Origin of the sequence: Janthinobacterium sp. NFX145, from assembly GCF_049810325.1 — a bacterium.
Lineage (GTDB): Bacteria > Pseudomonadota > Gammaproteobacteria > Burkholderiales > Burkholderiaceae_D > Janthinobacterium > Janthinobacterium rivuli.
The window spans coordinates 3,761,838-3,788,326 of sequence record NZ_CP187360.1; the positions used below are offsets into that span (position 1 = coordinate 3,761,838).

A 26,489-nucleotide genomic window follows, 5' to 3' on the forward strand; every position below is an offset into this window, starting at 1 on the left:
TTTATTTGGTATGCATCAGCCACTCATGGGCCGGGTCGTTCTTGAAATGCCAGACCCGCTTGGGGCCGGCCATCACGTTCAGGTAATAGCCATCGTAGCCATACGGCACGGTCACGGGGTGGTAACCCCTGGGCACCATCACCACGTCGTGGTTTTCCACGGCCATGGCTTCATCGATGGAACGGTCGTCAGTATAGACTCGTTGGTAGGCAAAGCCCTGCTCGGGATGGAGGCGGTGGTAATACGTTTCTTCCAGCGAGCTTTCCAGCGGCACATTGTCGCTGTCGTGCTTGTGCGGTGGATAGCTCGACGAATGGCCCGATGGCGTGACCACCTCAACGACCAGCAAGCCGTCCGCTTCTTCCGTCTGCGGCAGGATGTCGCACACATAGCGGGTATTGGCGCCCTTGCCGCGCACGGAGCGCGTCATGGTCGATGGCTCGATCAGGCGCGCCGGGCGCTGGGCCGTGGCCGGCGCGCTGCACAGCGCCACTTCCGCAGCGCTCACCGCCGTGATGCTGACCTTGGTTTCCAATGGGACATACACGGCGTAGGGTGAGATGTCTTCAAAAACGCTGGCGCGATTGCCGATGGCTTCCCAGCTCTGTTTGCCCGCCTGCACGGTGACCGTCCCCGTCAGCACGACGATGCACAGTTCGCGGCTACCCGTCTCCAGCTTCAGGGACTCGCCGGCGGCCAGCCGGTGCGCGGCGAAACCGACATGCGTCCAGCCGGCCGACTCGGGCGTCACCTCGACGATCTTGCCGCCGGCCTTGTTCGCTTTGACCAATAGCGGGCTCATGCCGCCTCCCGGCCCAGGCGCGGAATGGCCTCGACGAGCTTGGCCAGGTAGTCATGGCCCATCTTCGCGTATTCGTAGCTGGGGGCCACGGCCGGATCCTGCTCCGCTTCCACCACGAGCCAGCCTTCGTAGCCGTGCAGATATAAACGCGTGAGGATGGCCGGAAAGTCGATGCTGCCGTCGCCAGGCACGCTGAAAGCGCCATTGATGACTGCCTGCAGGAAACTCCAGTGGCCATTGCGCGCCAGTTTCACGACGTTCGGGCGCACGTCCTTGCAATGCACGTGGCAAATCCGTTCGATGTGTTTGTTGAGCACCGCCAGCGCGTCGCCGCCGGCAAACGTGATGTGGCCCGTGTCGAACAGCAAGCCGACCTCGGCTCCCGTCAAGGCCATCAATTGATCCACGTCGGCCGGCGTTTCCACGTAAGCGCCCATATGATGGTGGTAGGCCAGGCGCACGCCGTGCGCCAGCAGGTGGGCGGCAAAGGCCGTCAATTTGTTGGCGTATTCCTGCCATTGCTGCTGCGACTGGAAACGGGGGCGCTTATATAAAGGACGCGCTTCGCCCTGGATGGCGTCAGCCACTTCGCCGTAGACCATGACGGTGGCGCCGCTGTCGGCCAGCAAGCGCAAGTGCGATGCCACGGCGGCGATTTCCTCTTCCACCGAGCGATGGGCCAGGCGGCCCGAATACCAGCCGGAGACACACGCGAGGCCATACTTGCCCAGCACGGCGTTCAGGGCCGGGGCATCTTTTGGAAACTTGTTGCCCAGTTCAAAGCCCACATAGCCGATCTCGGCGCCCTCTTTCAACGCCGTTTCCAAAGGTGTTTCGCCGCCCAGGCTGGGCAAGTCATCGTTCATCCACGAGATCGGGTTGATGCCGATCTTCACATTCCATGTCGGTGCGTTCATTGTATTTGTCCTTGGCGGTCAAGTTCATAACGGGCGCGCGCAGCTTGCACGCCGGCTTGCGTGGAGACCTCGGGCACGGCCACTTCCCACCAGCAACCGCCCTCTTCGGTCGTGCGCGTGTCATCCGTATTGATGCAGATCAGGTAGGTGCGCGAAGCTGCCCGGGCGCGCAGCATCGCCTGTTCCAGCTCGGCAATCGAGTCCACGTGCTCGGACTGCGCGCCCAAGGATTGCGCATGCAGGGCGAAGTCGATACGGGGTGCGCTATCGGGCAACATATTGTTGAACGAAGGATTACCGCACGCCTGCTGCAGACGGTTGATGCAGCCATAGCCACGGTTGTCGAGCACGACGATGATGAGTTTTTTATCGAGCATGACGGAAGTGGCGATTTCCGAATTCATCATCAAGTAACTGCCATCGCCGACCATGACGATGACCTCTGCATCGGGCTTGGCCATCTTGACGCCGAGGCCGCCGGCGATTTCATAGCCCATGCACGAGTAGCCGTATTCCATGTGGTAGCCACCCGGCGTTGACGTGCGCCACAGCTTGTGCAGTTCGGCCGGCAGAGTCCCTGCCGCGCAGACGACGATGTCGTTGCAGGTGGAATCCTTGGATGAGCGTTGCACGGCGCCGATGACTTCGCCGTCGTACGGCAAGCCGGCCACCTCGCGTTTGCCGGTGATGCTTGCGACTGTCGCGCGCCACGCGTGGCCCGCCTGCTGTGCCCGGTTCATCCACTGGCCCGCGCTGTTCCAGCTGCCCAGCAGGCGCGACAGGCCTTGCAAGCCCAGCGTCGCGTCCGCCTGCACACCGAGGCCACGGCGTTTCAGGGCGTCAAAATGGTTGACGTTCAGGCTCACCAGTTGTGCTTGCGCAAACAGGGAATTGGAGCCCGTCGTGAAATCCTGCAGGCGCGTGCCGACGGCCAGCACCACGTCCGCCTCCGCCGCCAGCGCGTTCGCCGCAGGCGAGCCCGTCACGCCGATGGCGCCCAGCTGCAAAGGGTGGTCCCATGGCAAGGAACTTTTGCCGGCCTGGGTTTCCGCCACGGGAATGCCATGGTGCTCGGCAAACGCCTGCAAGGCGGCGCTGGCCTGGCCGTACAGCACGCCGCCACCGGCCAGTATCAGCGGCTGTTTCGCGTTTTTCAACAACGCTGCCGCCTCTTCCAGTTCCTGCTCGACGGGCGGCAAGGCGCGGAAACGCACGATGCGCGGCTCAAAAAAGTCGGCCGGATAGTCATACGCCATCGTTTGTACGTCTTGCGGCAAGGATAAAGTCACGGGACCGCAGGCGGCCGGGTCCGTCAAGGCGGCAATGGCACGCGGCAAGGCGGTCAGTAGCTGTTCCGGATAGACGATGCGGTCGAAATAACGCGATAAAGGTTTGAATGCATCGTTGACGGACACGCTGCCATCCGTGCCGTCTTCCAGCTGTTGCAGCACGGGATCGGGCGCGCGCGAGACGAACACGTCGCCCGGCAGCAGCAATACCGGCAGGCGGTTCACGTGGGCCAGCGCGGCCGCCGTCAGCAAGTTGGTGGCGCCTGGGCCGATGGAACTGGTGACGGCCATCATGCGGCGGCGCATGTGGGCTTTCGCATAGGCGATGGCCGAGTGCGCCATTGCCTGTTCGTTGTGGGCGCGGTAAGTCGGGAAGCTGTCGCGGTACTGGTACAGCGCCTCGCCCAGCCCCGCCACGTTGCCGTGGCCAAAGATGGCGAAGGCGCCGCCGAATAGCGGCTGTCCATCGTCCGTGCGCAAGGCAGCCAGGTAGCGCACGAGAGCCTGGGCCATGGTCAAGCGGATGGTGGCGCTCATGCTGCACGCTCCAGGCGGTTGCGCGTGCGTTGCCACAAGCTAATGAGCTGCTCGAAGTTGGCGCGCACTGCGGCGATCAGGCCCGCATCGTCGAGTTCCCCGGCCAGCCAGCGGCGGCTCGGTTCCTGGAAGATGGTGCGGCCGACCATGAAACCCTTGCAAGTACGGCTGGCACTGGCTTGCTCGAAACTGGCGGCCAGGGCGGCAATCGGTGCGTTCAAACCCAGCAACACGACGCCACGGCAATGCGGATCGCGCTCGTGCACGAGGGCATCGATGGCTTGCCATTGCTGGGCTGACATGCTTTCCAGCTTCCACCATTCCGGGTAAATGCCCAGGTTGTACAGGCGCTTGACGGCGCGCAAGACCGTATCGTCGCTTTGCGGCAAGGCTTCCGACGGTATGACTTCCAGCAACAGTTCGTGACCGCTCACTTGCGCCGCATCGTACAGGGCCTTGATCTGCGCTTCCTGCTCCAGACGGTTTTCCACGGCGTCGTCCGGATGCAGTTGCACCAGGCACTTGATCACGTGTTCCTTCGGCCAGCTGAGCAGGTGCGAACCGATGGAACGGCCCCAGTCGAATTGCAGCGGGTTCGATCCCGGCAACTCCACGGGGCGGCCGATCCACCAGCCCCGCCCCGTCGCATCGTTGAGCGCATCAACGCCATAGCGGCCATCGATCAGCACGCCCGTCTTGCCGGCCAGCTGCAAGGCTGTTTCCGTCTGCGCCACGGCTTGCACCATCAATTGCTTCAAGGCCGCAATGGCGGACTCGGGCGCGCCCGTCTGTTGCGCCAGCTCAAAGAATTGCGTGCGGTGGTCAAAGGCAAATACGCACAACTCATCCCACTGCTTGCGCGCCACCGTCGTGCGGTGCAAGCGCGACAAGGTCGCGTCCTGGTCCGGCTGCGTCAGTTTCGCCGCATTGGCGAGGAAATAGTCGAGCTCGACGGGCGATGGCATGGCCGGCGCGCAGCCGTGGCGCGACACGACCAGGGCGCCGCAGCCGTTCGCATAGCGGCAGCACGCCTCGTAATCCTCGCCGCGCAGCCAGCCTTTCAGGAAGCCGGACAGAAAAGCGTCGCCCGCGCCCAGCACGTTCAGCACTTCCACGCGCACCCCGCGGTAATTATAGGCGTCGTCGAGACTGGCCGGCACCACATTGTCGATGACGGCGCTGCCCAACGGCCCGCGCTTGACGACCAGGGTGGCCAGGGTGGCGGCCCGCACGGCGCGCAAGGACGCCATGATGTCGGCGCCACCGCCGGCGATCATGAATTCCTCTTCCGTGCCGACGATCAGGTCGAACTGCGGCAGGATGCTTTGCAGATGTTTGGTGACGCCTTCGTTCGAAACGAAACGCGTTTCGCCATCGGCCTTGCCCGACAGGCCCCACAGCACGGGCCGGTAATCGATGTCGAGCACGGTGCGCACATTGTTCGCGCGGGCCAGTTGCAAGGCTTGCGTGCTGACGGCGTGCATGGCAGACGTGGAGAAATGCGTGCCGGTGATCAACAACGCCTTGCTGGATGCAATGAAGGCCGCATCCACCGACGACGCGTCGATGGCCATGTCGGCGCAATTTTCACGGTAGAAAATCAGGGGAAAGGTGTTTTTATCCTTGATACCCAGCATGACTAAAGCCGTCAGGCGGTCGCGGTCGATGCCGACGTGGCTGACGTCGCAGCCTTCCTTCGACAAAGTGTCGGTGAGGAAACGGCCCATGTGGTCGTCGCCCACTTTCGACAGCATGGCGGACTTGAGGCCCAGGCGCGCCGTGCCGAAGGCGATATTCGCCGACGAGCCGCCCAGGTATTTGGCGAAACTGGTGGCGTCTTCCAGGGTGCTGCCGATCTGCTGCGCGTACAGGTCCACCGCCAGACGGCCCAGGCAGATGACGTCCAGCGCGCGGCCCTGGGCAAATTGTGTGGAATTATTCATGGCTATCCTTAAATCGTGACACCGTCGAGTTCACTCATCAGCGTTTGCATTTCCGCACCGCCCGCCATCATGTCAAGCAAGGCTTCCTTGGTCACCGTTTCCTTGGTGAAGGTGCCCAGCGACTTGCCCCGGTTCAGCAAGGTAAACGAGTCGCCGACCGGATACGCATGGTGCACATTGTGCGTGATAAAGATCACGGAAATGCCCCGTTCGCGCGCCTTGTAAATCAGTTTCAATACATTGAACGATTGCTTGACGCCCAGCGCCGCCGTCGGCTCGTCGAGGATCAGCACGCGGGCGCCGAAGTGGATGGCGCGGGCGATGGCCAGGCACTGCTTCTCTCCGCCCGACATGGTGCCGATGGCCTGGTGCGGGTCGCGCACCATGATGCCCATTTCTGCCAGCTTGGCGCGCGCCGTGTCAGCCGCATAATCGATATCCATCACGGGCACCAGGCCCAGCAGCTTTTTCATCGGCTCGCGGCCCATGAAGAAATTGCGCGCCACGGACAGCAATGGCACCAGCGCCAGGTCCTGGTAGACGGTGGCCACGCCCATGTCCAGCGCTTCGCTGGGCGAATTGAAGACGACGGGCTTGCCATCGACCAGGTATTGGCCATCGGTCGGCTTGTGCACGCCGGCCAGGGTCTTGATCAACGTCGACTTGCCGGCGCCGTTGTCGCCCAGCAAACAATGAACCTCCCCCTCGCGCAAGCGCATGGTGATGTTTTGCAGGGCCAGCACGGAGCCGAAACGCTTGCTGACATTTTCCAGGGCAAGAATATGCTCGCTCATGATTTATCTCGCTTCCGTGACGCGTGAGCGTACAAAGTTATTGAACAGCACCGCGATCAGCAGCATCACGCCGAGGAACACGCGGAACCAGTCCGAATTGATGTTGGTGTAGGTGATGCCGATCTGAACCACGCCGAAGATCAGCGCGCCGAAGCAGGCACCGACGACGGAACCGTAGCCGCCCGTCAACAAGGCGCCACCGATGACGGCCGCGATGATGGCTTCAAATTCCTTTTGCATGCCGCGGTCGGCGGCGGCCGAACCTACGTCGCATACTTGCAAGGTGGCAAACAGGCAGGCGCAGAAGGCCGTGAAGACGAACAGGGAAATTTTCACCTTGCGCACCGGCACGCCCACATTCTTGGCCGCGTTGGCGTCGCCGCCCACGGCGAACATCCAGTTGCCGAAGCGGGTACGCGACAGAACAAAAGCGGCACCGGCGGCCAGCACCAGCCACCAGGCGATGACTTTCGGAATGCCTTTCACCAGCGGCGAGCCGTCGTCGAGCACGGCAATCCAGCCATGCGCGCCCATCCACTGGAACAGGCCAGTGGCCACATTGCCGTGGAACAGCAGGCTGGCCAGCCAGTCCTGCGCCGCCAGGTCGCCCACGCCGCTGACGATGGTGCGGTTGGCGAACATGATCGACAGGGCCAATGTCAGGCCGCGCAGGATGAACAGGAATGCCAGGGTAACGATGAACGATGGCAAGCGCGTCTTGATGACGATGTAGCCGTTGAGCCAGCCGAGCGCCATGGAACCGGCGAAGGCGAACAGGATGGCGGCCCACAATGGCCATTGGAAATAGATCGTCGGAATGGCGATCATCATGCCGGCAAAGCCGATCATGGAACCGATCGACAGGTCGAATTCACCGGCGATCATCAACAGGCAGGCGCCGATGGCGATGATGCCCAGGTAGGACGCCACTTGCATCCAGTTGACGACGCCATCGAGGTTGAACATGCCGGAATCGCCGGCCGTGATGACGAAGAAGGCAAATACGAGCACCGCGCCGGAAATCGAGGCGAACTCGGGGCGGCCAAAAACCCGTTTGACCCAGCTGGTCGTGCCCACGCGCTCGTCGGCGGCGGCAACTGGCTTGCTGGCGGCGCCGGGAGGCGGAGGAGGATTCATGCCGGGGCTAGCCAGGCTGGATTTGAGCGCAGTCATACAAAGTCCTTTCAGTGATACTTGTACCAATTTCAATTACTTTCCTGCCAGCATCGCTGGCGCCAGGCGTGTTCCTCCCATGCGCCGCCCGCGGGAGGCGGTGCGGCGCTGGGCAAACCCGGTGGCGACTGTGTGGATTAGCGGTATTGGCCGGCGTATTTTTCGACCTTGGCGATGTTGTCCTTGGTCACGAAACCGGGGCCGGAGCTGATGTGGCGCGGGCCATAGATGGGCGTCAGGCCGTATTCCGCCAGGCGCGCCTGGTATTTCGGATTGGCGATCAGGATTTCCTTGACCTTGGCCAGGTCAGTGATCTTTTGCTGTTTCATGATGGCCATCACGGCGACAGGAATGTAGCCTTGCAGGTAGGGTTGCTGGTCGATGGCGAACTGGATGCTGCCATCCTTGATGCCCTTGGCGATTTCTTCCGACAAGTCGAAGCTGGCGAAGTACATCTTGCCTTTCAGCCCCAGCTTCTCGACGGCGCGCATGGCGGCTGGCGCCGAATCCGGTCCCAGCGCCAGCACGGCCTGGGTCTTCGGATTGCTGCGCAGATAAGCGCTGACCTTGCTTTCGATCACGCCAGGGTCGACGCCATTGGTATCGAGCGTGGACGATTTGAAGTCAACGCCGAGCGCATCGGCAAAACCGCGGCAGCGTTCGAACGACGAGGCATTCATCGCATAGTGATTCACGCACACGAAGGACTTGATGCCCGCTTCCTTGGCGCGCTTGCCGGCGCCCAGGCCCGCGTCATACTCGGGCTGGCCCACGTGCATGATGGCTTTCAACTGTTCGCTTTGCGCGATGGTGCCCGAATTGATGGTCACGAGCATGATTTTCTTGGCCACTACCGTGCCCAGCGGTTTTTGCAGCACGCTGAAGTCGGCGATATCGGCGATCAAGCCATCGTAATTGCGCGCGGCCGACTGCTCTATCAGGCGCGCCATGTCGGCCAGGTCGCCATTGGGCGGATTGCGGTAGTCGACGGACACGTTGAAGTCTTCACCGGCTTGCTTGATGGCGTTCTTGATGGTGTTCCACCAGGAATCGGAGTCCGGCGCGTGGCTGACCATGACGAATTTCTCGCCGGCAGCATGGCTGGCGCCCGTGCTCAAACCCAGGCTCAGGCCCAGGCTGGCGATGGCCAGGCACTTCATCAAACCCTTGCTTTTATTGCTATGCATGAATGTCTCCTAGACGGATTAATTTTTATAGTTGCGAGCTTTTATGAAGGGTGTCACCGGCCTGGCCTTGCGGCACACGAACCGATGCACTGCGCACAGCTTAGGCCACAAAAAAGACAAATGCAATAAAATTTTCAAAATAAATTTAAATAGAAAATCATTTCTATTTTCTGGATTCACTCCTATAATTCTCGCCAGAACCAGCCCAAAGGAAACAACATGGCAGCCACCGCCCCCATCGAACAGCTGATGCAGCACATTGCCGCCGAGTACGACAACCTGTCGCGCCAGCTGAAAGTCATCGCCCAATACATTGAAAAGCACCGCGCCAGCCTGATGCTCGAGCGCATCAGCGACATCGCCGCCGCCTGCGACGTGCAGCCGTCGGCCATCGTGCGCTTCGCGCAGCGCTTCGGCTACACGGGTTTCAGTGAAATGCAGGATGTCTTCCGCCAGGCTTATACGGACCAGGCCGGCGCCACGCCTGACTACCAGCAGCGCATCCGCAAGCTCATTTCCACGCGCGACGCGGCGCTGAGCGCGGGCGACCTGACGCGCGAATTCGTCGGCGCCAGCCGCGCCGGCCTCGACGATCTGGCCGCAGGCCTCGACGACGCGCAGCTGGAAGCGGCCGTCAACCTGCTGCTGAAAGCGGAAAACATCTATGTGATCGGCGTGCGCCGGTCCTTCCCGATCGCCTCCTACATCGCCTATGCGCTGGAACACACGGACAAGCGCGTGCACCTGATCAGCGGACTGGGCGGCATGCACCGCGAACAGATGCGCAGCGTGCGCGAACGCGATGTGGCGATCGCCATCAGTTTCTCGCCTTACGGCAAGGAAACCCAGCAGTGCATCAAGGCGGCGCAAGACAAGGGCGCCAAGGTCCTGGTGATTACCGACAGCAAGCTGGCCCCGCTCGCGCGGGCCGCCGACGCGCTGCTCACCGTCACCGAGGGCAGCGCCTTCGCCTTCCGCTCGCTGACCAGCACCATCTGCCTGTGCCAGGCGCTGTTCATCGCGCTGGCATACAAATTAGAGCTCGACATCGAAGAAATCCACACCCCAGGAGAACATGATGATTGAAGTAGCGTTGTTCGGCGCCGGACGCATCGGCAAAATCCACGCGGCCAACCTGGCTGCCCAACCCGGCGTGCAGTTCAAGTACGTGGTCGACGTCAACCAGGAAGCGGCCGCCGCGCTGGCTGGCCTGCATGGCGGCAGCAGCGCCACGGTCGAGGCGGCATTGGCCGACCCGGCCATCAAGGCCGTCGTCATCGCTTCCAGCACGGACACGCACGCGGACCTGATCCTGCGCTCGGCCGCCGCCGGCAAGGCCATCTTTTGCGAAAAACCCGTCGACCTGACCCTCGACCGGGCGCGCGCCTGCGCCGCCGCCGTCAAGGAAGCCGGGGTCCTGTGCATGCTGGGCTTCCAGCGCCGCTACGACCCGACATTCAATGCCGTCAAGACACGCATCGCAGCGGGCGAGATCGGCACGCCGGAATTGCTGGTCGTCACCAGCCGCGATCCGGGCCCGCCGCCCGTGAGCTACATCAAGGTGTCGGGCGGCATCTTCAAGGATATGCTGATCCACGATTTCGACATCTTCCGCTGGATACTCGACGATGAAGCCGTCAGCGTGAACGCCACGGGCAGCTGCCTGGTCGATCCGGCCATCGGCGAGGCGGGCGATCTGGACACGGCCGTCGTCACCATCCGCACGGCAAAAGGCCGGTTGTGCCAGATCAATGCCTCGCGCCGGGCCGCCTACGGCTACGACCAGCGTTTTGAGGTGCTGGGCAGCGCCGGCATGCTGCAAGCGGGCAACCACAAGCCGACGGAAGTGACGGCCTATGGTTCGGTGAATGTCAGCGTGGACAAGCCGGAAGATTTTTTCCTGGAACGTTACCGCGTGGCTTACGCACAGGAAATGGCGCACTTCTTTGACGCCCTCAGCCACGGCACGCCGCTGCGCACGACCGTGCACGATGGCTTGAAGGCGCTGGAACTGGCCGAAGCGGCCACCCTGTCGTGGCGCGAGGGTCGTGTTGTAAACCTCGCGTCGTGACCCTGTAAAAATACAAAAAAATACTGGAGACCAAATGTCATCCCCTACATTAAAAGTCGGCATCGTCGGCCTGGGCCGGCTGGGCCAGCGCCATGCCATCAACCTGGCGCAGCGCGTGCCGAATGCCGAAGTCGTGGCCGCCTGCAGCCCCGTGCCGGCCGAACTGGACTGGGCCGCCAGCACGCTCGGCATCACCACCGGCTATGCGGACTACGACACCCTGCTGGCCCATCCTGGCCTGGACGCCGTCTTCCTCGTCACGCCCACCTCGCTGCATGCGGACCAGATCATCGCCGCCCTGCGCGCCGGCAAGCACGTGTTTTGCGAAAAACCGCTGTCGCTGGACCTGGCCGATTGCCTGAAGGTTGAAGCGGAAGCGGCGCGCCACCCGCAGCTGACCATCATGATCGGCTTCGTGCGGCGTTTCGACGCCAGCTACCATGACGCGCAACAAAAGATCGCCCAAGGCCTGATCGGCAAGCCTTACCTTGTCCGTTCGCAAACCTGCGACCAGAACGACCCCAGCGGCGCCTTCATGCGTTTCGCCCCCACCAGCGGCGGCATCTTCCTCGATTGCAGCGTGCACGATATCGACCTGGCGCGCTGGCTGCTGGGCAATCCCGTGCCCAAACGCGTGTATGCGAGCGGCACCAACGCCATCCACACGGGATTGCAGGCGTTCGGCGATGTCGACAACGGCCTGGCGACGGTCGAATTTTCCGATGGCAGCATGGCCAGCTTCATGGCCTCGCGCACCATGGCGCACGGCCACGAAACCCTGACGGAAGTGTTCGGCACGGGCGGCCGTCTGGCCGTGGGCAGCAACCCGCGTCTGAACCGGGTGGAAATCTCGGATGCGCATGGCGTGCGCAATGAGTGCACGCCGGACTTCTATGCCCGCTTCGCCGACGCCTTCTTGATCGAGGCGCAGGAGTTTACGGATGCGGCACTGGGCCGGCGCACCTTGTCGCTGACCTTGCACGATGCAACGGAAGCGACGCGCATCGGCCTGGCCATGACGCAAGCGATGCGCGAAGCGCGCCCGGTGGAATTCTAGCCGCGTGCCAAGAACTCAGGCAGCCGGTGCGGGAAATGAACGTTCGGGCTGCCTGGGTTCGACGGCCAGCCGCAAGCCCATGGCATCGAGGATGGCCGTCAAGGTGCTCAGGGACGGATTGCCATCGGGCGACAGGGTGCGGTACAGCTGGGTAGGGTTGAGCTTGGCCGCCTGCGCCACGGCAGGCACGCCGCCAAAGGCGCGCGTCAGCTGGCGCAGCACGGCCAGCAGTTCGCCGTGGTCGCCATCGACGAGGATATTGTTGATCAGTTCAAGGGCGAGATCGGGATCATCGCGGTACAGTTCGGCCATTGCTTCGTCATGCGAGCGGTCTCTTGGTGGTTTGCTCATGACCTGTTTCACGTCCTCTTTCATGTCCTCTCTCCTTCCAGTCGTGCCAGCAGGCACAGGCGTATTCGATATCTTTCGGCTGCGTGCGCTTGTCTCCACCGCACAATAATAAAATGATCTGCCCGTCAGCGATGGCGTAATACACGCGGTAGCCGGGCCCCACATCGATGCGCAATTCCCACACGCCGTCGTGGCAAAATTTATGGTCGCCAAAATTACCAGGCATCATGCGCAGCACGCGCCGCACGATAGCCACCCTGGCCGTATTGTCGCGCTGGCGTTTCAGCCATTCCGTATATAAATCCCTGCCCGATGATGTCAGGTAGTGCCGGATCTCGTACATCATATTCGTCCATAAACGAAGAAAGATCAAGGAGAAAATCACGTGCACGCATAAAAAAGAAGACCACGCCATCTTGCTACCAAACCCGCGCACGCAGTCCGTGAATGCCGGGCTCACTGAGCTACATCAAGATGCGTTTTCCTAATTGTTATAAAGAAATGATGCCTCGCGTCCGTGCTTCACTCCAGCCTGTTGCGCTATACAATAAGCGCCTGCCCAACCGCAAAATCAGGCCGCCATGACGAACAACGACAGCAACTCCCCCCTTCACGCCGACGTGGCCGAACGCTACGTCAAGCTGGTCCTGGCCATGGGTCAGCACGATGCCTCGTATGTGGACGCGTATTACGGCCCGCCCGCATGGCAACAGGAAGCGGTAGAACAGCAACTGAGTTTGAGCGATATCCAGGCCGCGACAGACAAGGCGCTGGCCCTGCTGGCCGGTGAAACTTGCCTGCGCGCCGTCAACCTGCGCAAGCAGTTGCAAGCCGTGCTGGCCAAGGCGGACATGCTGCAAGGCGCACGCCTCGATTTCGATACGGAAAGCGCGCGCCTGTACGACGCCGTCTCGCCCCATCACAGCCGCGCATACTATGAAGCACTGGTGGCGCAGATCGACGCCCTGCTGCCTGGCGACGGCACGGTCAGCGACAGGGTCAACGCCTTGCGCGCGCAACTCGTCATTCCCGCCGACAAGCTGCGCGCCGTCATGGATGCGGCCATCCGCGCGGGCCGCGAGCGCACCTTGCGCTACATCGCCCTGCCAGAGGGCGAAGATTTCATATTGGAATTCGTCACCGGCAAACCATGGAGCGGCTACAACTGGTACAAGGGCAACTACCAGAGCGTGATCCAGATCAATACCGACTTGCCCGTGTACATCGATCGCGCCGTCGACCTCGGCTGCCATGAAGCGTTTCCGGGCCACCACGTCTACAACGCGCTGCTGGAATGCGACCTGGTGCGTGGCAAGGGCTGGATGGAATACTGCATCTATCCGCTGTACTCGCCACAATCCCTGATCGCCGAAGGCACGGCCAATTACGGCATCGAACTGAGCTTTACGGATGAAGAACGGCTGGCTTTCGAACAGCAGGTGCTGTACCCGCTGGCCGGCCTCGATCCGGCATTGGCGCCCCGCTATGCGCAACTCAATGCGCTGCTGGCCAAACTGAGTTACGCCGACAACGACATCGCGCGCCAGTACCTCGAAGGCAGCATCACGCGCGAGGAAGCGCTGGAATGGCTGGTCAACGTGCGCCTGTATCCGGCCGAGAAATCGGCGCAGCGCCTGCAGTTCTACGATGCGATGGGCGCGTACGTCATCAATTACAACCTGGGCCAGGATATGGCGAAAGCCTATGTCGAGCGCCAGGGCGCGACGCGCGCGGAACACTGGGCCGCGTTCCGCGATTTGATGTCTTCGCCGCGCGTGCCCAGCGGCTTGCTCGCCTAGGGCTGCCTGGCTGGCAGCCAGTACAGCGGCAAGGCCACCGCCAGGCATGCCAGCCCCGCCAGCAGCATGGCCAGCTGGAAGCCGGCGGCGAGTGCGGCAACCTGTCCCGACCGCTCCAGCATGGCGGCGGCACGCAAGCTCATCACGCTACCCAGCACGGCCACGCCCAGTGTCATGCCTGCCTGGCGCAAGGCATTCATGATGGCCGACGGCATGGCGCCACGCTCGCTGCCCACGCTGGCCATGGCCAGCAAGCCGGTGGCCGGCACGGCCAGTCCCATGGCCACGCCTAGCAAGCCGAACAGGGTACCGACGATGGCATACGGCGTCTGTGGCGCCAAGGTCGCCGTCGCCAGCAGCACCAGTCCCGCCAGCATGTAGCCACCCAACATCAGGCGGCGCAAAGGCACGTGGCGGCTGAGACGGCCAAAGCCCAGGGAAACGATGCCCATGGCGGCAAACTGCGGCAACATGCGCCAGCCGCTGGCTCCCGCCGCCCAGCCCTGGATTTGCTGCAAGTACAGCGAGAAAAAGAACAGGCTGCTGTAGCAAGCAAAGCCCAGCACCAGCGAGGCCAGGTTGACCAGCGCGAAGCTTCGCTCGCGAAACATTCGTAGCGGCAACAAGGGGCGCGGCGCGCGCGCCTCGACGGCAAGGAAGGCGATAAAGGCCAGCAGCGCGAACACCAGTGGCGGCCAGGCCGGCGTACTACCTGAACCCAGCGCGATCAAGCCATACGTGAGTGCGCCCAGCCAGGCGATGCTCAACACCTGCCCGGTCCGGTCCAGCGCCGCCTGCTCGCGGTAATGACGCTCCGTGATGCCCCAGGCGCCCAGCAGCATGGCCAGCAAACCCAGCGGCAGATTGATCAGGAAGATGCTTTGCCATCCCGTGGCCTCCAGCAGCATGCCGCCCAACAACGGTCCCAGAATCAGCGCCAGCGCACTGAAGGCCGACCAGCCGCCGATCACATGCGCCCGTTCGCGCGGATCCGGAAAAGCATGGCTGAGTATCGGCATCGCGCCTGGAATCAACAAGGCCCCCGCCACGCCCTGCACGGCGCGCCCGGCCAGCAGCAGCGGCAGGCTGGCCGCCAGCGCGCACAGTAGCGAACCGGCGGTAAACAATGCCACGCCCAGCAGCCAGATGCGCTTGTGGCCACGCCGGTCGCCCAGCGGGCCGGCCGACAGCATGCAGGCCGACAGGCAGAGCGCGTACGCATTGACCACCCACTGCAAACCCGCCATGTCCGTCGCCAGCGCCGTCTGCAAGGTCGGCAGGGCCACGTTGACGATGCTGATGTCGAGCGACGCAAGAAAAGTGCCCAGGTAGGCGGCGGCCACCAAGGCCGCGCGGCGATAACGTTGCATGGAGATGCTCCAATTCATGAGTTCCCCTTCATCATACATATCGACTGACCGTCAGTCAATTGAATGAAAGCAGCGTGCGCCATATGCTTGGGCTGCGCCGGCGCTTCATTTATACTGGGCGCATGACTACTTCCCACCCCGCCATGCCCGATGCCGCCGCCACGCCAGCGTCCGCCCGCCCGCGCACCAAGCCGGCCGAGATTCGCCTTGATGAATTGATGGCCGCCGCCGAGCAGCTGTTCCTGGACAAGGGCGTGGAAGCGACCACGGTCAGCGATATCACCACTCTGGCGGGGGTGGCGAAAGGCACGTTCTATCATTATTTTCCGTCCAAGCAGGAAATGCTGGCGGCGCTGGCCGCACGCTACACCAGCCGCTTCCTGGCCAGCCTGGAAGCGGCCGTTGACCTGTGCATGCCGCACGACTGGGAGGGCCGGCTGCGCGCATGGGTACAGGCCAATGTCGCTACCTATCTGCGTACCTGGCGGCTGCACGACATCGTCTACACGAGCCACCGGCGCAGCCTCGGCATCGAGCCGGCGGACAACCACGACAAGAACGCCATCCTGGCCCAGCTGGACGCCATCCTCGCTGGCGGCGCGGCAGCGGGCGCATGGCCGTTGCCGCAGCCGCGCCTGACGGCCCTGATGATTTACTCGGCCGTGCATGGCGTGACGGACGACGCCATCGCCGCACAACTGCAGGACAGCAGCGCCTTTGCCGCCGACGTCGCCGACGCCTGCCTGCGCATGCTGGGCCGCTGACGGCGGGCCGCATGAATTGACGCCAGCCTGCGCGGCATCAAGCTGCGGTGCATGGCATCAGCGATACTGTGTCTTTTAGCGAGGATGCAATGCTCCGGATTTTCCACCGTTCCCCTGCCCTGCTGCTGGCATTGGGCTGCCAGTCGGCATTCCTGCCGCCGGCACTGGCACGCGATGCCGCCACGCTGCCCGCCTTGAGCGCGCGCCAGCAGGCGCTGATGGCCACCGTCGTGGGCAACGCCGCCCATCCGCGCATCCTGCAGGTGCGCCTCGATGAACTGCATCCGACCCAGCCGGCCATCGGCTACGACCAGGTCTATTACAAGCTGGGACGCTATGCGGCCGAAGAAAAACACATCGCCGACATCGCCAAGCCGAAGAAATTCGCTGACCTGTGCGAAGCCAATGGCCAGCACGACGTTCTCCCCGGAACGGCCAATGTGCCAGGTGCCACCCTGGCCGCGCCACCGGCCGGCTACCGCTGCGAGGCGGCCGTGGGCAGCCGCCCGGGTGCCATGAAAAGCGTCGTCATCGGCCCGCGCGGCATCGTCTACCTGACCGATGGCCACCACACGTTTTCCACCTTCTGGGATGCCGATGGCGGGCGCAATCATCAATTGAAGGTGTGGGTCAAGGTCAGCGACAATTTCAGCGCGCTGGGCGAAGCGGCCTTCTGGGCCCGCATGCGCGCGGAGAACAAGGTGTGGCTGAAAGATGGGCGCAACCAGGCCATCACGCCGCAGCAACTACCATCGGCCATCGGCCTCGCAGCGCTGGGCGACGACCCATACCGCTCGCTCGTCTACTTTACGCGCGAAATCGGCTACGAGCCGCCGAAGCACGCCACGGAATTCCTCGAATTTTACTGGGCCGACTGGCTGCGCCGCAAACCGGCGCCGGACCTTGCGCGTGTCGACCTGCGCGATCCCGCCGCGTATGCGAATGCGATACTGCTGGCGGCGCAGGCGATGGTGGCGCTGCAAGCGGACGATATCGTCAGCGACGGCAAGCGCGCGGCGGACCTGGGCGCGCTGCGGGAAGTCAACCGGGAAGAATTCGATGAACTGATTGACGACAAGGGCAAGCTGCGCCAGTCCATCATGTACAAGAAATCGCTGGCACGATAAGCGCCTGCGCAAACAACAACGGCCCGCTTGTCACCAGGACAAGCGGGCCGTTTTTATGGAGACAACGCCTAGGCGATGCGTTCGCCGTTGGCCGGATCAAACATGGCCGCTTTCGACAGGTTGAACGACAGCTGCATGGTCTGCCCCGGCAGCACGGCTTCGCGCGGATGCGTGCGGCAAGTGACGGCGGCGCCGTTCAAACGCGTCGTCAGCAGGGTGTCGGGGCCGGTCGGCTCGACCAGGTCGATCAGGCAACCGAGCTCCTGGCCCACGTCGCCGTGCGCGCTGCTCATGTCCGTGATCTGCTCCGGACGCACGCCCAGGATTACGTCGCGGCCCGCATAGCTGCGCAGCTTGTCGGCCGCGAACGGCAGGGCAAGACGCAGGCTCTTGCCCGCGTTCTCGATGGCGACAAACACCTCGTTGCCTTCGATGACAGGCTTGACGGTAATAAAATTCATCGACGGCGAGCCGATGAAACCGGCCACGAACAGGTTGGCCGGGTTGTCGTAGATTTCCTGCGGCGTACCCAGTTGCTGCACCACCCCATCCTTCATGACGGCGATCAAATCGCCCATCGTCATCGCCTCGATCTGGTCATGCGTGACGTAGACGATGGTCGCTTTCAGGCGCTGGTGCAGCAGCTTGATCTCGGCGCGCATTTCCACGCGCAGCTTGGCGTCCAGGTTCGACAGCGGTTCGTCGAACAGAAACAGCGACGGCTTGCGCGAAATGGCGCGGCCCATGGCCACGCGCTGACGCTGGCCGCCCGACAGCTGCGCCGGACGACGATCCAGCAAGTGCGTGATCTGCAGGGTTTCGGCGACTCGGGCGACGATTTCTTGCTGCTCCGCCTTCGGCACTTTTTTCACGTTCAAACCGAACGCGATGTTTTCGCGCACCGTCATCGACGGGTACAGCGCGTAGGACTGGAACACCATGGCGATGTCGCGGTCTTTCGGCGGCAAGTCGTTGACGACCTTGCCGTCGATGAGGATTTCGCCGGACGTAACGCTTTCCAGGCCGGCCACCATGTTGAGCAAGGTCGACTTGCCGGAGCCGGAGCCGCCGACGAGGATCAGGAACTGGCCATCCTTGATCTCGATGTCGATGCCTTTCAAGACTTCGACGCCATTCGTGTACACCTTGCGGATGCTGCGTATCGATAAACTGGACATATTCTTTCCTTAACCTTTGACTGCGCCTGCGGTCAGACCGCGCACAAAATAACGGCCTGCGACCAGATAGACCAGCAGGGTCGGCAGCGCGGCAATCACCGCGGCGGCCATGTTGACGTTGTATTCCTTCACGCCCGTGGACGTGTTGACCAGGTTGTTCAAGCCCACCGTGATCGGCTGCGAATCGCCGCTGGCGAAGACGATACCGAACAGGAAGTCGTTCCAGATCTGCGTGAATTGCCAGATGATGCAGACGACGAAAATCGGACCCGAAATCGGCAGCACGATCTTGCGGAAGATCAGGAAGAAGCCGGCGCCGTCGATGCGCGCCGCCTTGATCAGCTCTTCCGGCACGCCGATATAGTAATTGCGGAAGAACAGGGTCGTGAACGCCGTGCCATACACCACGTGCACGAAGACGAGGCCCGTGGTGGTATTGGCCAGGCCAAATTCGCCCAGCAGGCGCGCCATCGGCAGGATCACCACCTGGAAAGGAATGAAGCAACCCACCAGCAAGGCGGCAAACAGGATTTCCGAACCGCGGAAGCGCCAGTGCGCGAACACATAGCCGTTGAAGGCACCCAGGAAGGTCGAGATCAGCACGGCGGGAATCACCATCTTGATCGAGTTCCAGAAGAACGGCTGCATGCCGTCGCAGGTAACGCCGGTGCAGGCCGAAGACCAGGCCTTGGACCAGGAGTCGAACTGCCATACGTGCGGCAAGGCCAGCAGGTTGCCGCTGCGGATCTCGTCGAGCGACTTGAACGACGTCGACAGGGTCACGTACAGGGGCACGATGTAGTACACCGCGAACAGGATCAGCAGCAGGTATAGCACCACCCGTCCCAGGGTGAGTTTGTTGTTACGTGTAGGTGTGTGTGTCATCTCATCGCCTTTGCGCTGCGCGTTTCCAGGTACATCAGCGGCACGAGCACGGCCACGATGGTGGCCAGCATCATCATTGCCGATGCCGAGCCCAGGCCCAGCTGGCCGCGGGTGAAGGAAAACTGGTACATGAAGATGGCCGGCACGGACGACGAATTGCCAGGGCCGCCAGCCGTCAGTGCGATGACCAGGTCGAAGCTCTTGATGGCGATGTGCGCGAGGATCAGCAGCACGCTGAAGAACACGGGACGCATGGCGGGAATCACGATGCGCCAGTAGATCGTCGGCAGGGACGCGCCATCGACTTGCGCCGCCTTGATGATCTCGTCATCGATGCCGCGCAGGCCGGCCAGGAACAGGGCCATGACAAAGCCCGACGACTGCCACACGCCGGCGATCACCACCGTGTAGATGGCCATGTCGGAGTTCACCAGCCAGTCGAAGGTAAACGAGGTCCAGCCCCAGTCGTGCATGACCTTTTCCAGGCCCAGGCTGGGATTGAGCATCCATTTCCAGGCCGTGCCGGTGACGATGAAGGACAGCGCCATCGGATACAGGTAGATGGCGCGCAGCGCGCCTTCGGCGCGGATTTTCTGGTCCAGCAGGATGGCCAGGAACAGGCCGATGGCGATGCTGCAACCGATGAACAGGACACCGAAGATGCCGAGGTTCTTGAGCGAGGTCCACCAGCGCTCGTTGTCGAACAGCTCATAGTATTGCACCAGGCCGGCGAACTCGTAGTTCGGCATCAGCCGCGATTCGGTCAGCGACAGCCAACCGGTCAAAAAGATAAAACCATAGACGAATACCAGGCTGGCGATGAGCGTGGGGCCCAACACCATCTGCGGTATCCATCGGTCGAATTGCTTGCGTATGGACATAGGAGAGCCGTAGAGAGAACTGCGTGTGGCGCCGGCCTGGTCGAAGCCAGGGCGGACGCCTGCGATGCATGCAATGCAGCGGGCGCCGGCGAGCGTGCCGGCGCCGTCGTGATTACTTCACTTTTGCCGCTTTGGCCAGGGCTGCAACCGCGTCTTTCGAGCTCATGTTGGTGTTCATGAACTTGGCGATGACGTCGGTCACGGCGCCTTGCGTGGCCGATGGCAGCGCCATGCCATGGGCGAACGATGGCACCAGACCGCCGGTCTTGTTGGTGGCGTCCATGTCTTCCATCGATTTCAGGGCGCAAGCGTCAAACTTGTCCTTCGATACGCCGGAACGCACTGGGATGGAACCCTTGTTCAGGTTGAAGATCGACTGGAACTTCGGATTCATGATGGCGTTGGCCAGGGCGATCTGCCCTTTCTTCGCATTTGCATCCTTTTGCGTGAACATGGCAAACGAATCGATGTTGAAGGTGTAGGCCTTGTCCGTGCCAGGCGCTGCCACGCACAGATAGTCCTTGCCCGGCACCTTGCCAGCGGCCGTGAACTCGCCCTTGGCCCAGTCGCCCATGAACTGGAAGCCGGCCTTGTTGTTGATGACCATGGCGGTGGCCAGATTCCAGTCGCGGCCGGCCGCATCCTTGTCGATGTAGGTCTTCACCTTGCCCAGGGTGTCGAACACCTTGAGCATGGTCGGGCCGGTCAATTCCTTCTGGTCCAGCTTGAGGATGGCTTTCTTGTAGAACTCCGTGCCGCCCACGCCCAGCGCGACGGATTCAAACACGGTGGCGTCCTGCCAAGGCTGGCCGCCGTGGGCGATCGCGATGCCGCCCGATTTCTTGATCTTCTCGGCCGCGTCGAAGAACGCATCCCAAGTGGTCGGGGTGGTGGCCACGCCGGCTTTTTTCAGCACTTCCGGATTGACCCACATCCAGTTGACGCGGTGGACGTTGACGGGAGCGGCAACATAGTGGCCCTTGTATTTCATGATGTCGGCGACGACTTTCGGCAGCACGGCATCCCATTTGCCTGGAATGGCGGCATCATCGATATTGGCCAGCACGCCTTCAGCGCCCCACTCCTGGATCGATGGGCCCTTGATCTGGGCGGCCGTCGGCGGGTTGCCGGAAATGACGCGGGTTTTCAGCGCGGTCGCGGCGTTTTCGCCAGCGCCACCGGCCACGGCGAAGTCTTTCCAGCCGAAGCCGCTTTCTTTCACGATTTGCTGCAACTGGCCCACGGACTTCGCTTCACCGCCGGAGGTCCAGTAGTGCAACACTTCCACGTCGGTCGCAAACGCGCTGCCGGCAAATGCCAGGGTGGTCAATGCGGCCAGTTGGGTAATCTTGAATTTCAGTTTCATCTCCACATTCCTTTTTTGATCAAGCTTTTAGGGGGCTTCGGCATACGGGGGCCGAAAAAGGTGAAATCTGCGCCTGTACCGGCGCTCTTGTGCTCAGACCCGCTTATAAACGGGCATCATCTTGGTGTAAAGACGGCGCCGTGATCCATGACATGACTACACTGCATTTATATCACGGGACGGCGCCAAAAACGCATCCGCGAAGGATGCGCCAGGTTGATCTGCACTTACAAACATCAACACTGAACAAAACCGTCGCGAGCGGCAGTGATTTGTGGCCGAGAAGCGCAGCCGTGCTGGAGCACGGTGAGCATCGCAGGCCGCAAAGCGCGCCGCGCAGCAGGTTTGGTTCGGTGTTTAGAACCAGGTTTCGACTTGGAAGCCGTACGAAGTGCCGCTGGTATTGTTGTTGTAGATCGGGCCGCCGTTGTTCGACGCGTTGACCGAGGCGGTGGCCGCATCGTTCCATTTGCCGTAGGTAACAAAAGCGCGCAGTTCAGGACGCGACCACAGGCCAGGACCGGCCGAGATCGTCGGGGCGATGGTCAGCTTGGTCAAACGCTTGGCTGGCTGGCCGCCCGATTGCGTCACGCGATCCGTGCCCAGTTCGCCCACAAGCTTGAAGTTGTTGGTGAATGCATACACGGGACGCACGCCGACCGAGGTCCAGGTCGAGGAACCGTTGGCGTTCGATTCGTCTTTTTGCCACAGGGCGACGAATTCCATGCCGAAGTTGGCCATCGGCTGGATCGCCATGTCATTGAAGATGCGCGTGCGTTTCACGTCCGAACCGAAAGTGGTGTCGCCCGAAGCGCCGAACTGCGCGCCCGTGCCGGTGCCAGGGCCGACGCCGTACTGCACGCCGAAGGTATTGCCGCCGCCGAACACTTTCGCCTGGCGGTGGAATGCCGACAACTGCCAGCCGTTATGCTTCTTGCCGTAGAAGTCGTTGTCCTTGCCTTCGCCGATGATGTAGGTCGCGGCCAGATCCAGGGTGCCGTTTTCATTGACGGGAATTTCACCGTAGATGAAGTTCTGGCGCACGGCCGAGGTGGTGCCGAGGATGGCGCCGTTATCGTCACGCTTGTTGACATCGTTGTCCTTGAAGAAGGCGTACGAGAATTTACCCGGGCCAGCAGGAATGCGGTCCAGGCCGGCGCCCGTGCCGTTCATGTTGATGTACTGCAAGTCCAGCATGTGGATGTCAGGACGGTAGTAGAAGCGTTTACCGATCCAGGCCGTGCCGCCGTTCAGGAAATCGAGTCCCTGCGCTTCGACATAGGCCTTGACGATGCCCAGCTTGTTGCTGCCGAAATCCGAGTTTGGCGCGTAGGCGTTGACCCAGACGGTGGCCAGATAGTTCACGCCGCCGGACTGGGCAACGGACTTGGTGTAGCCGAATTCCGTGTAGGCGTCGCACTCATTGCCCAGACGGTATTTCATGGTATTGCCACCCAGGCCGAAGCAGCCTTGCGAACCGCCGTCGCCCGAGGTATTGCTGCCGGCGCCAGCGCGCAGGTAGCCGTGGAAGCCTTCGGCGTCGGATGGGTACATTGGATCGGCGGCAGCGGAACCGCTGGCGATGGCTAAGACGATGGCAGCCGGCAGTGTCTTCAACACGGCCTTCAACATGTTGCGATGCAGCATGGTAAGTCTCCTCAGTAGTTATTTTTTATCTAGTCATTCGTGGCCGAATGTACTGGCCAGAATTCTTTCCAGCAGAGACATAGTAACTATACTACGAACAAATATCAACATATTATGTTGTAATCCTACGACTACTCTGCGACACTTTATTTGCGTACCGACAGGCGAGTTGACTGCCCTGTTTTTCCCGCTGGCGCCATCCGTTTCCAGCACTGCGGGCAAGCATTTGCGCAGGCGCCCCGCATTTTTCGGCACGCGGCACGTATACGAATTAAAATCCTTGGTTTTTGCCATAACGACAGTGCGCCGCCAAGACAGCGCACGCATACGAGACTAGGCACCGCCATGAAAATTGATGAAAAAATGGAAGTAGCAGGCAGCGATCCGGCGGAGCGCTTCAGTGAAGGGCCGCGCCTGCTGGCCGACATCGGCGGCACCAACGCCCGCTTCGTGCTCGAAACGCGCCAGGGCCACCTGGAAGCGGTGGCCGTGCTGCCCTGCGACGACTACGCATCGCTGCTCGACGCCATCACCGCCTATATGGACAGCAGCGAGGCGCGCGCCGCCGGTTCGGCGCGCGTGCGCCATGCGGCCATCGCCATCGCCAATCCCATCGACGACGACAATATCCGCATGATGAACCATCACTGGTTCTTCTCGATCGAAGCCATGCGCGCCACGCTGGGCCTCGACACCCTGCTGGTGGTAAACGACTTCACGGCGCTGGCCATGGCCCTGCCCTACCTGCGGCCCGACCAGCGCCTGCAGATCGGCGGCGGCATGGCGCGCGCCGACAGCGTCATCGGCCTGCTCGGCTCGGGCACGGGCCTGGGCGTGTCGGGCATGATCCCCGCCGAAGACCGCTGGATCGCGCTGGGCAGCGAAGGGGGCCACGTCAGTTTCGCCCCGTGCGACCAGCGCGAGATGGACGTGCTGTCCTTCGCCTGGCGCGAACTGTCGCACGTCTCGGCCGAACGCCTCGCCTCCGGACGCGGGCTGGAACTGATCTACCGCGCCCTGTCCGAGCGCGCCGGCATGCCCGATGCGCCGCCGCTGCTGGCGGCCGACATCACCAGCCGCGCGCTGAACAATGAATGCGACGTATGCCTCGAAGCGGTGGACTGCTTCTGCGCCATCCTCGGCTCCATCGCCGGCAACGTGGCCATGACCCTGGGCGCGCTGGGCGGCATCTATATAGGCGGGGGCATCGTGCCGCGCCTCGGGCCCCTGTTCGAACAGTCGCAGTTCCGCGCCCGCTTCGAGCAAAAGGGCCGCCTGAACGAATACCTGGCGCAGATCCCCACCTTCCTGATCACGGCCGAACTGCCCACTTTCCTCGGCATCGCCGCCATCCTGGCGCAAAAGCTCAAACGTGCCCATACCGGCGCGCCCATGCTCGAATCCGTGCGCCAGGCGCGCGGCCGCATGAGCCCATCGGAATGCAAGGTGGCCGACTGGGTCTTGAAAGAGCCGAACGCCATGCTCACGCTGCCGATCGCCGAAATTGCCCAGCGGGTTGGCGTCAGCCAGCCGACCGTCATGCGCTTTTGCCGCTCGGTCGGCGTGCAGGGCCTGGCCGACTTCAAACTCAAGCTGGCGTCGGGACTGACGGGCGGCGCCATCACCGTGGCGCACTGCCATGTGGAGATCTCGGATTCCGACGCGGAACTGGCACGCAAGGTACTGGGCAATAACGCTTCGGCCGCGCTGGCCATGCGCGACATGCTCGACGTGAAAGCGCTGACGGCCGCCATCGAGCTGCTGCGCGGCGCGCAGCGCGTGGAACTGCTGGCCGTGGGCAGCGCCCGCGTGGTGGCCGACGACATGCAGCACAAGCTGCTCAACCTGGGCATCGTCAGCAGCTTCTTTGCCGACCCGCAGGCGCAGGAAATGAGCGCCGCCATGCTGAAACCGGGCGACGTGGCGCTGGTCATTTCCCGCTCGGGCGCCCTGCCCGACCTGCTGCGCACCGTCAAGGTGGCGCAAGGTTGCGGCGCGCGCGTGCTGGCCATTACGGCCAGCGGTTCGCCGCTGGCCAAGCTGGCCGACGTGCTGCTGACCCTGAACCACCCGGAAGGCAATCTCAATTTCGTGCCCATGATCGTGCGCCTGCTGCAGCTGATGATGCTCGATATCCTGTCGGTGGGACTGGCGCGGCGCGACACGGCGCAGCGCACCAGCGCCGCCGAACTGGAAGAGGGTCAATTGCACGGCATGCGCATCAGCGGCAAGCTGAAATTCGGTGGCCACCTCGAATAAGGCGGCGCACGCCGCCCTTGATACCGCCAGCGGCGCCACCGTGCATGACGTGGCGCGCGTGGCCGGCGTCTCGGCCATGACGGTATCGCGCGTGATCAACGGACGCACCAGCGTCAGCGCGGCCACGCGCGACAAGGTCGAGGCGGCGATCGCCAGCCTGCGCTACCAGCCCAACCTGGCGGCCAGGGCGGCCCGCACGGGCACCCTGCGCATCGGTCTGTTGTACAGCAACCCCAGCGCCGCCTTTCTCAGCGAATTCCTCGTCGGCGCCATGGATCAATGCCGCCAGGGCGGCGGCCAGTTGCTGCTCGAACGCTGCGAAGACATCAACAGTCAGCGCGCCGGCATCGATTGCCTGGTGGCGGCCGGCGTGGACGGCATCCTCGTGCCGCCGCCCCTGTGCGATTCGCCAGAAGTGCTGGCGCAGCTGAACCAGATGGGCATCCCCGCCATCGCCGTGGCCACGGCGCGCCCCTCGCCCGGCGTCTCGGCCGTGCGCATCGACGACTACGAAGGGGCGCTGGCCATGACGCGCCATTTGATCGCACTGGGCCACCGCGACATCGGCTTCATCGAAGGCGACCCGGCGCACACGCCCGCCCTGCTGCGCCGCCAGGCCTTCGAGGACGCCATGCGGGAAGCGGGCTTGCAGGTAGCGCCGCACAGGGTGGCGCAAGGCTACTTTACGTATCGCTCGGGACTCGACGCGGCGCGCCAGCTGCTGGCGCAAGCACCGCACCCGAGCGCCATCTTCGCCAGCAACGACGACATGGCCGCCGCCACCCTGGCCGTGGCGCACGGCATGGGCTTGCAGGTGCCGGCGGAATTGAGCGTGTGCGGCTTCGACGACACGCCCGTCGCCACCACCGTCTGGCCCGAGCTGACCACCATCCACCAGCCCATCGCCGACATGGCGCGCGCCGCCGTCAATCTCGTCATCGACGAGATACGCCAGCGCCGCGCAGGAGAACCCGCACCGGCCACGCATCGCCTGATGGAATTTACCCTGGTCGAGCGGGCATCGTCGGACAGGTATGCGCCGCCGGCGGCAAAGGGCCAGCGCAGGCCTTGACGCTGCCAGAACCGGTGATG

The 26,489-nt window shown here is 62.7% G+C and carries 23 protein-coding genes; 8 read left to right on the forward strand and 15 right to left on the reverse strand.

All coding sequences use genetic code 11. The features are described 5' to 3' along the window. Nucleotide 1: 1 nt before the first annotated feature. From iolB to ACPJXG_RS16765, 7 genes are all read right to left on the reverse strand, one after another. A complete protein-coding gene (gene iolB / locus ACPJXG_RS16735; protein WP_425251735.1) occupies nucleotides 2-802 on the reverse strand; it encodes a 5-deoxy-glucuronate isomerase in 801 nt (266 codons plus the stop codon). After that, complete coding sequence (gene iolE, locus ACPJXG_RS16740; protein ID WP_425251736.1) at nucleotides 799-1,719, reverse strand: myo-inosose-2 dehydratase; 921 nt, start codon at nucleotides 1,717-1,719, stop codon at nucleotides 799-801. Before iolE ends, iolB begins: the two co-directional genes overlap by 4 nt. Then, entirely contained in the window at nucleotides 1,716-3,545 is a 1,830-nt protein-coding gene (gene iolD / locus ACPJXG_RS16745; protein ID WP_425251737.1) for a 3D-(3,5/4)-trihydroxycyclohexane-1,2-dione acylhydrolase (decyclizing), read from the reverse strand. The genes iolE and iolD overlap by 4 nt, the downstream gene beginning before the upstream one ends. Continuing rightward, entirely contained in the window at nucleotides 3,542-5,488 is a 1,947-nt protein-coding gene (locus tag ACPJXG_RS16750) for a bifunctional 5-dehydro-2-deoxygluconokinase/5-dehydro-2-deoxyphosphogluconate aldolase (RefSeq protein WP_425251738.1), read from the reverse strand. Before ACPJXG_RS16750 ends, iolD begins: the two co-directional genes overlap by 4 nt. Before the next feature lie 8 nt (nucleotides 5,489-5,496). Next, complete coding sequence (locus ACPJXG_RS16755; RefSeq protein WP_035817902.1) at nucleotides 5,497-6,282, reverse strand: ATP-binding cassette domain-containing protein; 786 nt, start codon at nucleotides 6,280-6,282, stop codon at nucleotides 5,497-5,499. Nucleotides 6,283-6,285: 3 nt separating this feature from the next. Next, nucleotides 6,286-7,419: an ABC transporter permease gene (locus tag ACPJXG_RS16760; RefSeq protein WP_051959538.1), complete on the reverse strand. Its 1,134-nt coding sequence runs from the start codon at nucleotides 7,417-7,419 to the stop codon at nucleotides 6,286-6,288. Nucleotides 7,420-7,592: 173 nt separating this feature from the next. Next, the gene (locus ACPJXG_RS16765; RefSeq protein ID WP_035817894.1) at nucleotides 7,593-8,642 is read right to left on the reverse strand and encodes a sugar ABC transporter substrate-binding protein; all 1,050 of its coding nucleotides are present in this window, start codon (nucleotides 8,640-8,642) and stop codon (nucleotides 7,593-7,595) included. Nucleotides 8,643-8,861: 219 nt separating this feature from the next. On the opposite strand from ACPJXG_RS16765, the gene ACPJXG_RS16770 reads away from it, so the two are divergent. From ACPJXG_RS16770 to ACPJXG_RS16780, 3 genes are read left to right on the forward strand one after another with little or no spacing between them, the layout of a single operon-like run. Beyond that, nucleotides 8,862-9,728 (forward strand): MurR/RpiR family transcriptional regulator, encoded by an 867-nt coding sequence (locus ACPJXG_RS16770; protein ID WP_034757651.1) that lies wholly within the window; start codon nucleotides 8,862-8,864, stop codon nucleotides 9,726-9,728. After that, nucleotides 9,721-10,713 (forward strand): inositol 2-dehydrogenase, encoded by a 993-nt coding sequence (gene iolG, locus ACPJXG_RS16775; protein ID WP_425254756.1) that lies wholly within the window; start codon nucleotides 9,721-9,723, stop codon nucleotides 10,711-10,713. Before ACPJXG_RS16770 ends, iolG begins: the two co-directional genes overlap by 8 nt. Before the next feature lie 34 nt (nucleotides 10,714-10,747). Further along, nucleotides 10,748-11,770, forward strand: coding sequence for a Gfo/Idh/MocA family oxidoreductase (locus ACPJXG_RS16780; RefSeq protein WP_176388726.1), 1,023 nt, complete (start codon nucleotides 10,748-10,750; stop codon nucleotides 11,768-11,770). A gap of 15 nt (nucleotides 11,771-11,785) precedes the next feature. Here the strand turns inward: ACPJXG_RS16780 and ACPJXG_RS16785 are convergent, their stop codons facing one another. Beyond that, entirely contained in the window at nucleotides 11,786-12,121 is a 336-nt protein-coding gene (locus ACPJXG_RS16785; protein WP_035826871.1) for a DNA-binding protein, read from the reverse strand. Beyond that, on the reverse strand, nucleotides 12,090-12,464 hold the full coding sequence (locus tag ACPJXG_RS16790; RefSeq protein ID WP_081922771.1) for a type II toxin-antitoxin system RelE/ParE family toxin: 375 nt from the start codon (nucleotides 12,462-12,464) through the stop codon (nucleotides 12,090-12,092). The genes ACPJXG_RS16785 and ACPJXG_RS16790 overlap by 32 nt, the downstream gene beginning before the upstream one ends. 238 nt (nucleotides 12,465-12,702) lie before the next feature. On the opposite strand from ACPJXG_RS16790, the gene ACPJXG_RS16795 reads away from it, so the two are divergent. Continuing rightward, a complete protein-coding gene (locus ACPJXG_RS16795) occupies nucleotides 12,703-13,920 on the forward strand; it encodes a hypothetical protein (protein ID WP_425251739.1) in 1,218 nt (405 codons plus the stop codon). On the opposite strand, the gene ACPJXG_RS16800 is transcribed toward ACPJXG_RS16795, so the two are convergent. Further along, nucleotides 13,917-15,290: an MFS transporter gene (locus ACPJXG_RS16800; RefSeq protein ID WP_425251740.1), complete on the reverse strand. Its 1,374-nt coding sequence runs from the start codon at nucleotides 15,288-15,290 to the stop codon at nucleotides 13,917-13,919. The two genes, ACPJXG_RS16795 and ACPJXG_RS16800, sit on opposite strands and share 4 nt — an antisense overlap. A 122-nt stretch (nucleotides 15,291-15,412) precedes the next feature. On the opposite strand from ACPJXG_RS16800, the gene ACPJXG_RS16805 reads away from it, so the two are divergent. Then, nucleotides 15,413-16,054, forward strand: coding sequence for a TetR/AcrR family transcriptional regulator (locus ACPJXG_RS16805; RefSeq protein WP_425251741.1), 642 nt, complete (start codon nucleotides 15,413-15,415; stop codon nucleotides 16,052-16,054). 89 nt (nucleotides 16,055-16,143) lie between these two features. Continuing rightward, a complete protein-coding gene (locus ACPJXG_RS16810; protein ID WP_425251742.1) occupies nucleotides 16,144-17,181 on the forward strand; it encodes a ParB/Srx family N-terminal domain-containing protein in 1,038 nt (345 codons plus the stop codon). A 68-nt stretch (nucleotides 17,182-17,249) separates the two neighbouring features. On the opposite strand, the gene ACPJXG_RS16815 is transcribed toward ACPJXG_RS16810, so the two are convergent. The 5 genes from ACPJXG_RS16815 to ACPJXG_RS16835 form a co-directional block, all read right to left on the reverse strand. Further along, nucleotides 17,250-18,359, reverse strand: a complete 1,110-nt coding sequence (locus tag ACPJXG_RS16815; RefSeq protein ID WP_035817885.1) for an ABC transporter ATP-binding protein — start codon at nucleotides 18,357-18,359, stop codon at nucleotides 17,250-17,252. A 9-nt stretch (nucleotides 18,360-18,368) separates the two neighbouring features. After that, nucleotides 18,369-19,244, reverse strand: a complete 876-nt coding sequence (locus tag ACPJXG_RS16820) for a carbohydrate ABC transporter permease (RefSeq protein WP_034757607.1) — start codon at nucleotides 19,242-19,244, stop codon at nucleotides 18,369-18,371. Further along, on the reverse strand, nucleotides 19,241-20,125 hold the full coding sequence (locus ACPJXG_RS16825) for a carbohydrate ABC transporter permease (RefSeq protein WP_034777935.1): 885 nt from the start codon (nucleotides 20,123-20,125) through the stop codon (nucleotides 19,241-19,243). The genes ACPJXG_RS16820 and ACPJXG_RS16825 overlap by 4 nt, the downstream gene beginning before the upstream one ends. 112 nt (nucleotides 20,126-20,237) lie before the next feature. After that, the gene (locus tag ACPJXG_RS16830) at nucleotides 20,238-21,491 is read right to left on the reverse strand and encodes an ABC transporter substrate-binding protein (protein ID WP_035817882.1); all 1,254 of its coding nucleotides are present in this window, start codon (nucleotides 21,489-21,491) and stop codon (nucleotides 20,238-20,240) included. A gap of 357 nt (nucleotides 21,492-21,848) precedes the next feature. Continuing rightward, entirely contained in the window at nucleotides 21,849-23,138 is a 1,290-nt protein-coding gene (locus ACPJXG_RS16835; protein ID WP_425251743.1) for a maltoporin, read from the reverse strand. A 345-nt stretch (nucleotides 23,139-23,483) separates the two neighbouring features. Here ACPJXG_RS16835 and ACPJXG_RS16840 point away from each other — a divergent pair, with 345 nt between their 5' ends. Further along, nucleotides 23,484-25,397 (forward strand): glucokinase, encoded by a 1,914-nt coding sequence (locus tag ACPJXG_RS16840; protein ID WP_035817879.1) that lies wholly within the window; start codon nucleotides 23,484-23,486, stop codon nucleotides 25,395-25,397. Continuing rightward, nucleotides 25,381-26,469: a LacI family DNA-binding transcriptional regulator gene (locus ACPJXG_RS16845; RefSeq protein WP_425251744.1), complete on the forward strand. Its 1,089-nt coding sequence runs from the start codon at nucleotides 25,381-25,383 to the stop codon at nucleotides 26,467-26,469. Before ACPJXG_RS16840 ends, ACPJXG_RS16845 begins: the two co-directional genes overlap by 17 nt. The last annotated feature ends 20 nt before the right edge of the window (nucleotides 26,470-26,489 follow it).

What these genes read in the sequence shown, in the direction of transcription:
- ACPJXG_RS16765 (WP_035817894.1), bottom strand. Translation starts at nt 8,642, where the DNA reads ATGCATAGCAATAAAAGCAAGGGTTTGATGAAGTGCCTGGCCATCGCC.
- ACPJXG_RS16750 (WP_425251738.1), bottom strand. Translation starts at nt 5,488, where the DNA reads ATGAATAATTCCACACAATTTGCCCAGGGCCGCGCGCTGGACGTCATC.
- ACPJXG_RS16795 (WP_425251739.1), top strand. Translation starts at nt 12,703, where the DNA reads ATGACGAACAACGACAGCAACTCCCCCCTTCACGCCGACGTGGCCGAA.
- iolB (WP_425251735.1), bottom strand. Translation starts at nt 802, where the DNA reads ATGAGCCCGCTATTGGTCAAAGCGAACAAGGCCGGCGGCAAGATCGTC.
- ACPJXG_RS16815 (WP_035817885.1), bottom strand. Translation starts at nt 18,359, where the DNA reads ATGTCCAGTTTATCGATACGCAGCATCCGCAAGGTGTACACGAATGGC.
- ACPJXG_RS16785 (WP_035826871.1), bottom strand. Translation starts at nt 12,121, where the DNA reads ATGAGCAAACCACCAAGAGACCGCTCGCATGACGAAGCAATGGCCGAA.
- ACPJXG_RS16840 (WP_035817879.1), top strand. Translation starts at nt 23,484, where the DNA reads ATGAAAATTGATGAAAAAATGGAAGTAGCAGGCAGCGATCCGGCGGAG.
- ACPJXG_RS16790 (WP_081922771.1), bottom strand. Translation starts at nt 12,464, where the DNA reads ATGTACGAGATCCGGCACTACCTGACATCATCGGGCAGGGATTTATAT.
- iolE (WP_425251736.1), bottom strand. Translation starts at nt 1,719, where the DNA reads ATGAACGCACCGACATGGAATGTGAAGATCGGCATCAACCCGATCTCG.
- ACPJXG_RS16825 (WP_034777935.1), bottom strand. Translation starts at nt 20,125, where the DNA reads ATGTCCATACGCAAGCAATTCGACCGATGGATACCGCAGATGGTGTTG.
- ACPJXG_RS16760 (WP_051959538.1), bottom strand. Translation starts at nt 7,419, where the DNA reads ATGAATCCTCCTCCGCCTCCCGGCGCCGCCAGCAAGCCAGTTGCCGCC.
- ACPJXG_RS16770 (WP_034757651.1), top strand. Translation starts at nt 8,862, where the DNA reads ATGGCAGCCACCGCCCCCATCGAACAGCTGATGCAGCACATTGCCGCC.
- ACPJXG_RS16800 (WP_425251740.1), bottom strand. Translation starts at nt 15,290, where the DNA reads ATGCAACGTTATCGCCGCGCGGCCTTGGTGGCCGCCGCCTACCTGGGC.
- ACPJXG_RS16755 (WP_035817902.1), bottom strand. Translation starts at nt 6,282, where the DNA reads ATGAGCGAGCATATTCTTGCCCTGGAAAATGTCAGCAAGCGTTTCGGC.
- ACPJXG_RS16805 (WP_425251741.1), top strand. Translation starts at nt 15,413, where the DNA reads ATGACTACTTCCCACCCCGCCATGCCCGATGCCGCCGCCACGCCAGCG.
- ACPJXG_RS16780 (WP_176388726.1), top strand. Translation starts at nt 10,748, where the DNA reads ATGTCATCCCCTACATTAAAAGTCGGCATCGTCGGCCTGGGCCGGCTG.
- iolD (WP_425251737.1), bottom strand. Translation starts at nt 3,545, where the DNA reads ATGAGCGCCACCATCCGCTTGACCATGGCCCAGGCTCTCGTGCGCTAC.
- ACPJXG_RS16810 (WP_425251742.1), top strand. Translation starts at nt 16,144, where the DNA reads ATGCTCCGGATTTTCCACCGTTCCCCTGCCCTGCTGCTGGCATTGGGC.
- iolG (WP_425254756.1), top strand. Translation starts at nt 9,721, where the DNA reads ATGATTGAAGTAGCGTTGTTCGGCGCCGGACGCATCGGCAAAATCCAC.
- ACPJXG_RS16820 (WP_034757607.1), bottom strand. Translation starts at nt 19,244, where the DNA reads ATGACACACACACCTACACGTAACAACAAACTCACCCTGGGACGGGTG.
- ACPJXG_RS16835 (WP_425251743.1), bottom strand. Translation starts at nt 23,138, where the DNA reads ATGCTGCATCGCAACATGTTGAAGGCCGTGTTGAAGACACTGCCGGCT.
- ACPJXG_RS16830 (WP_035817882.1), bottom strand. Translation starts at nt 21,491, where the DNA reads ATGAAACTGAAATTCAAGATTACCCAACTGGCCGCATTGACCACCCTG.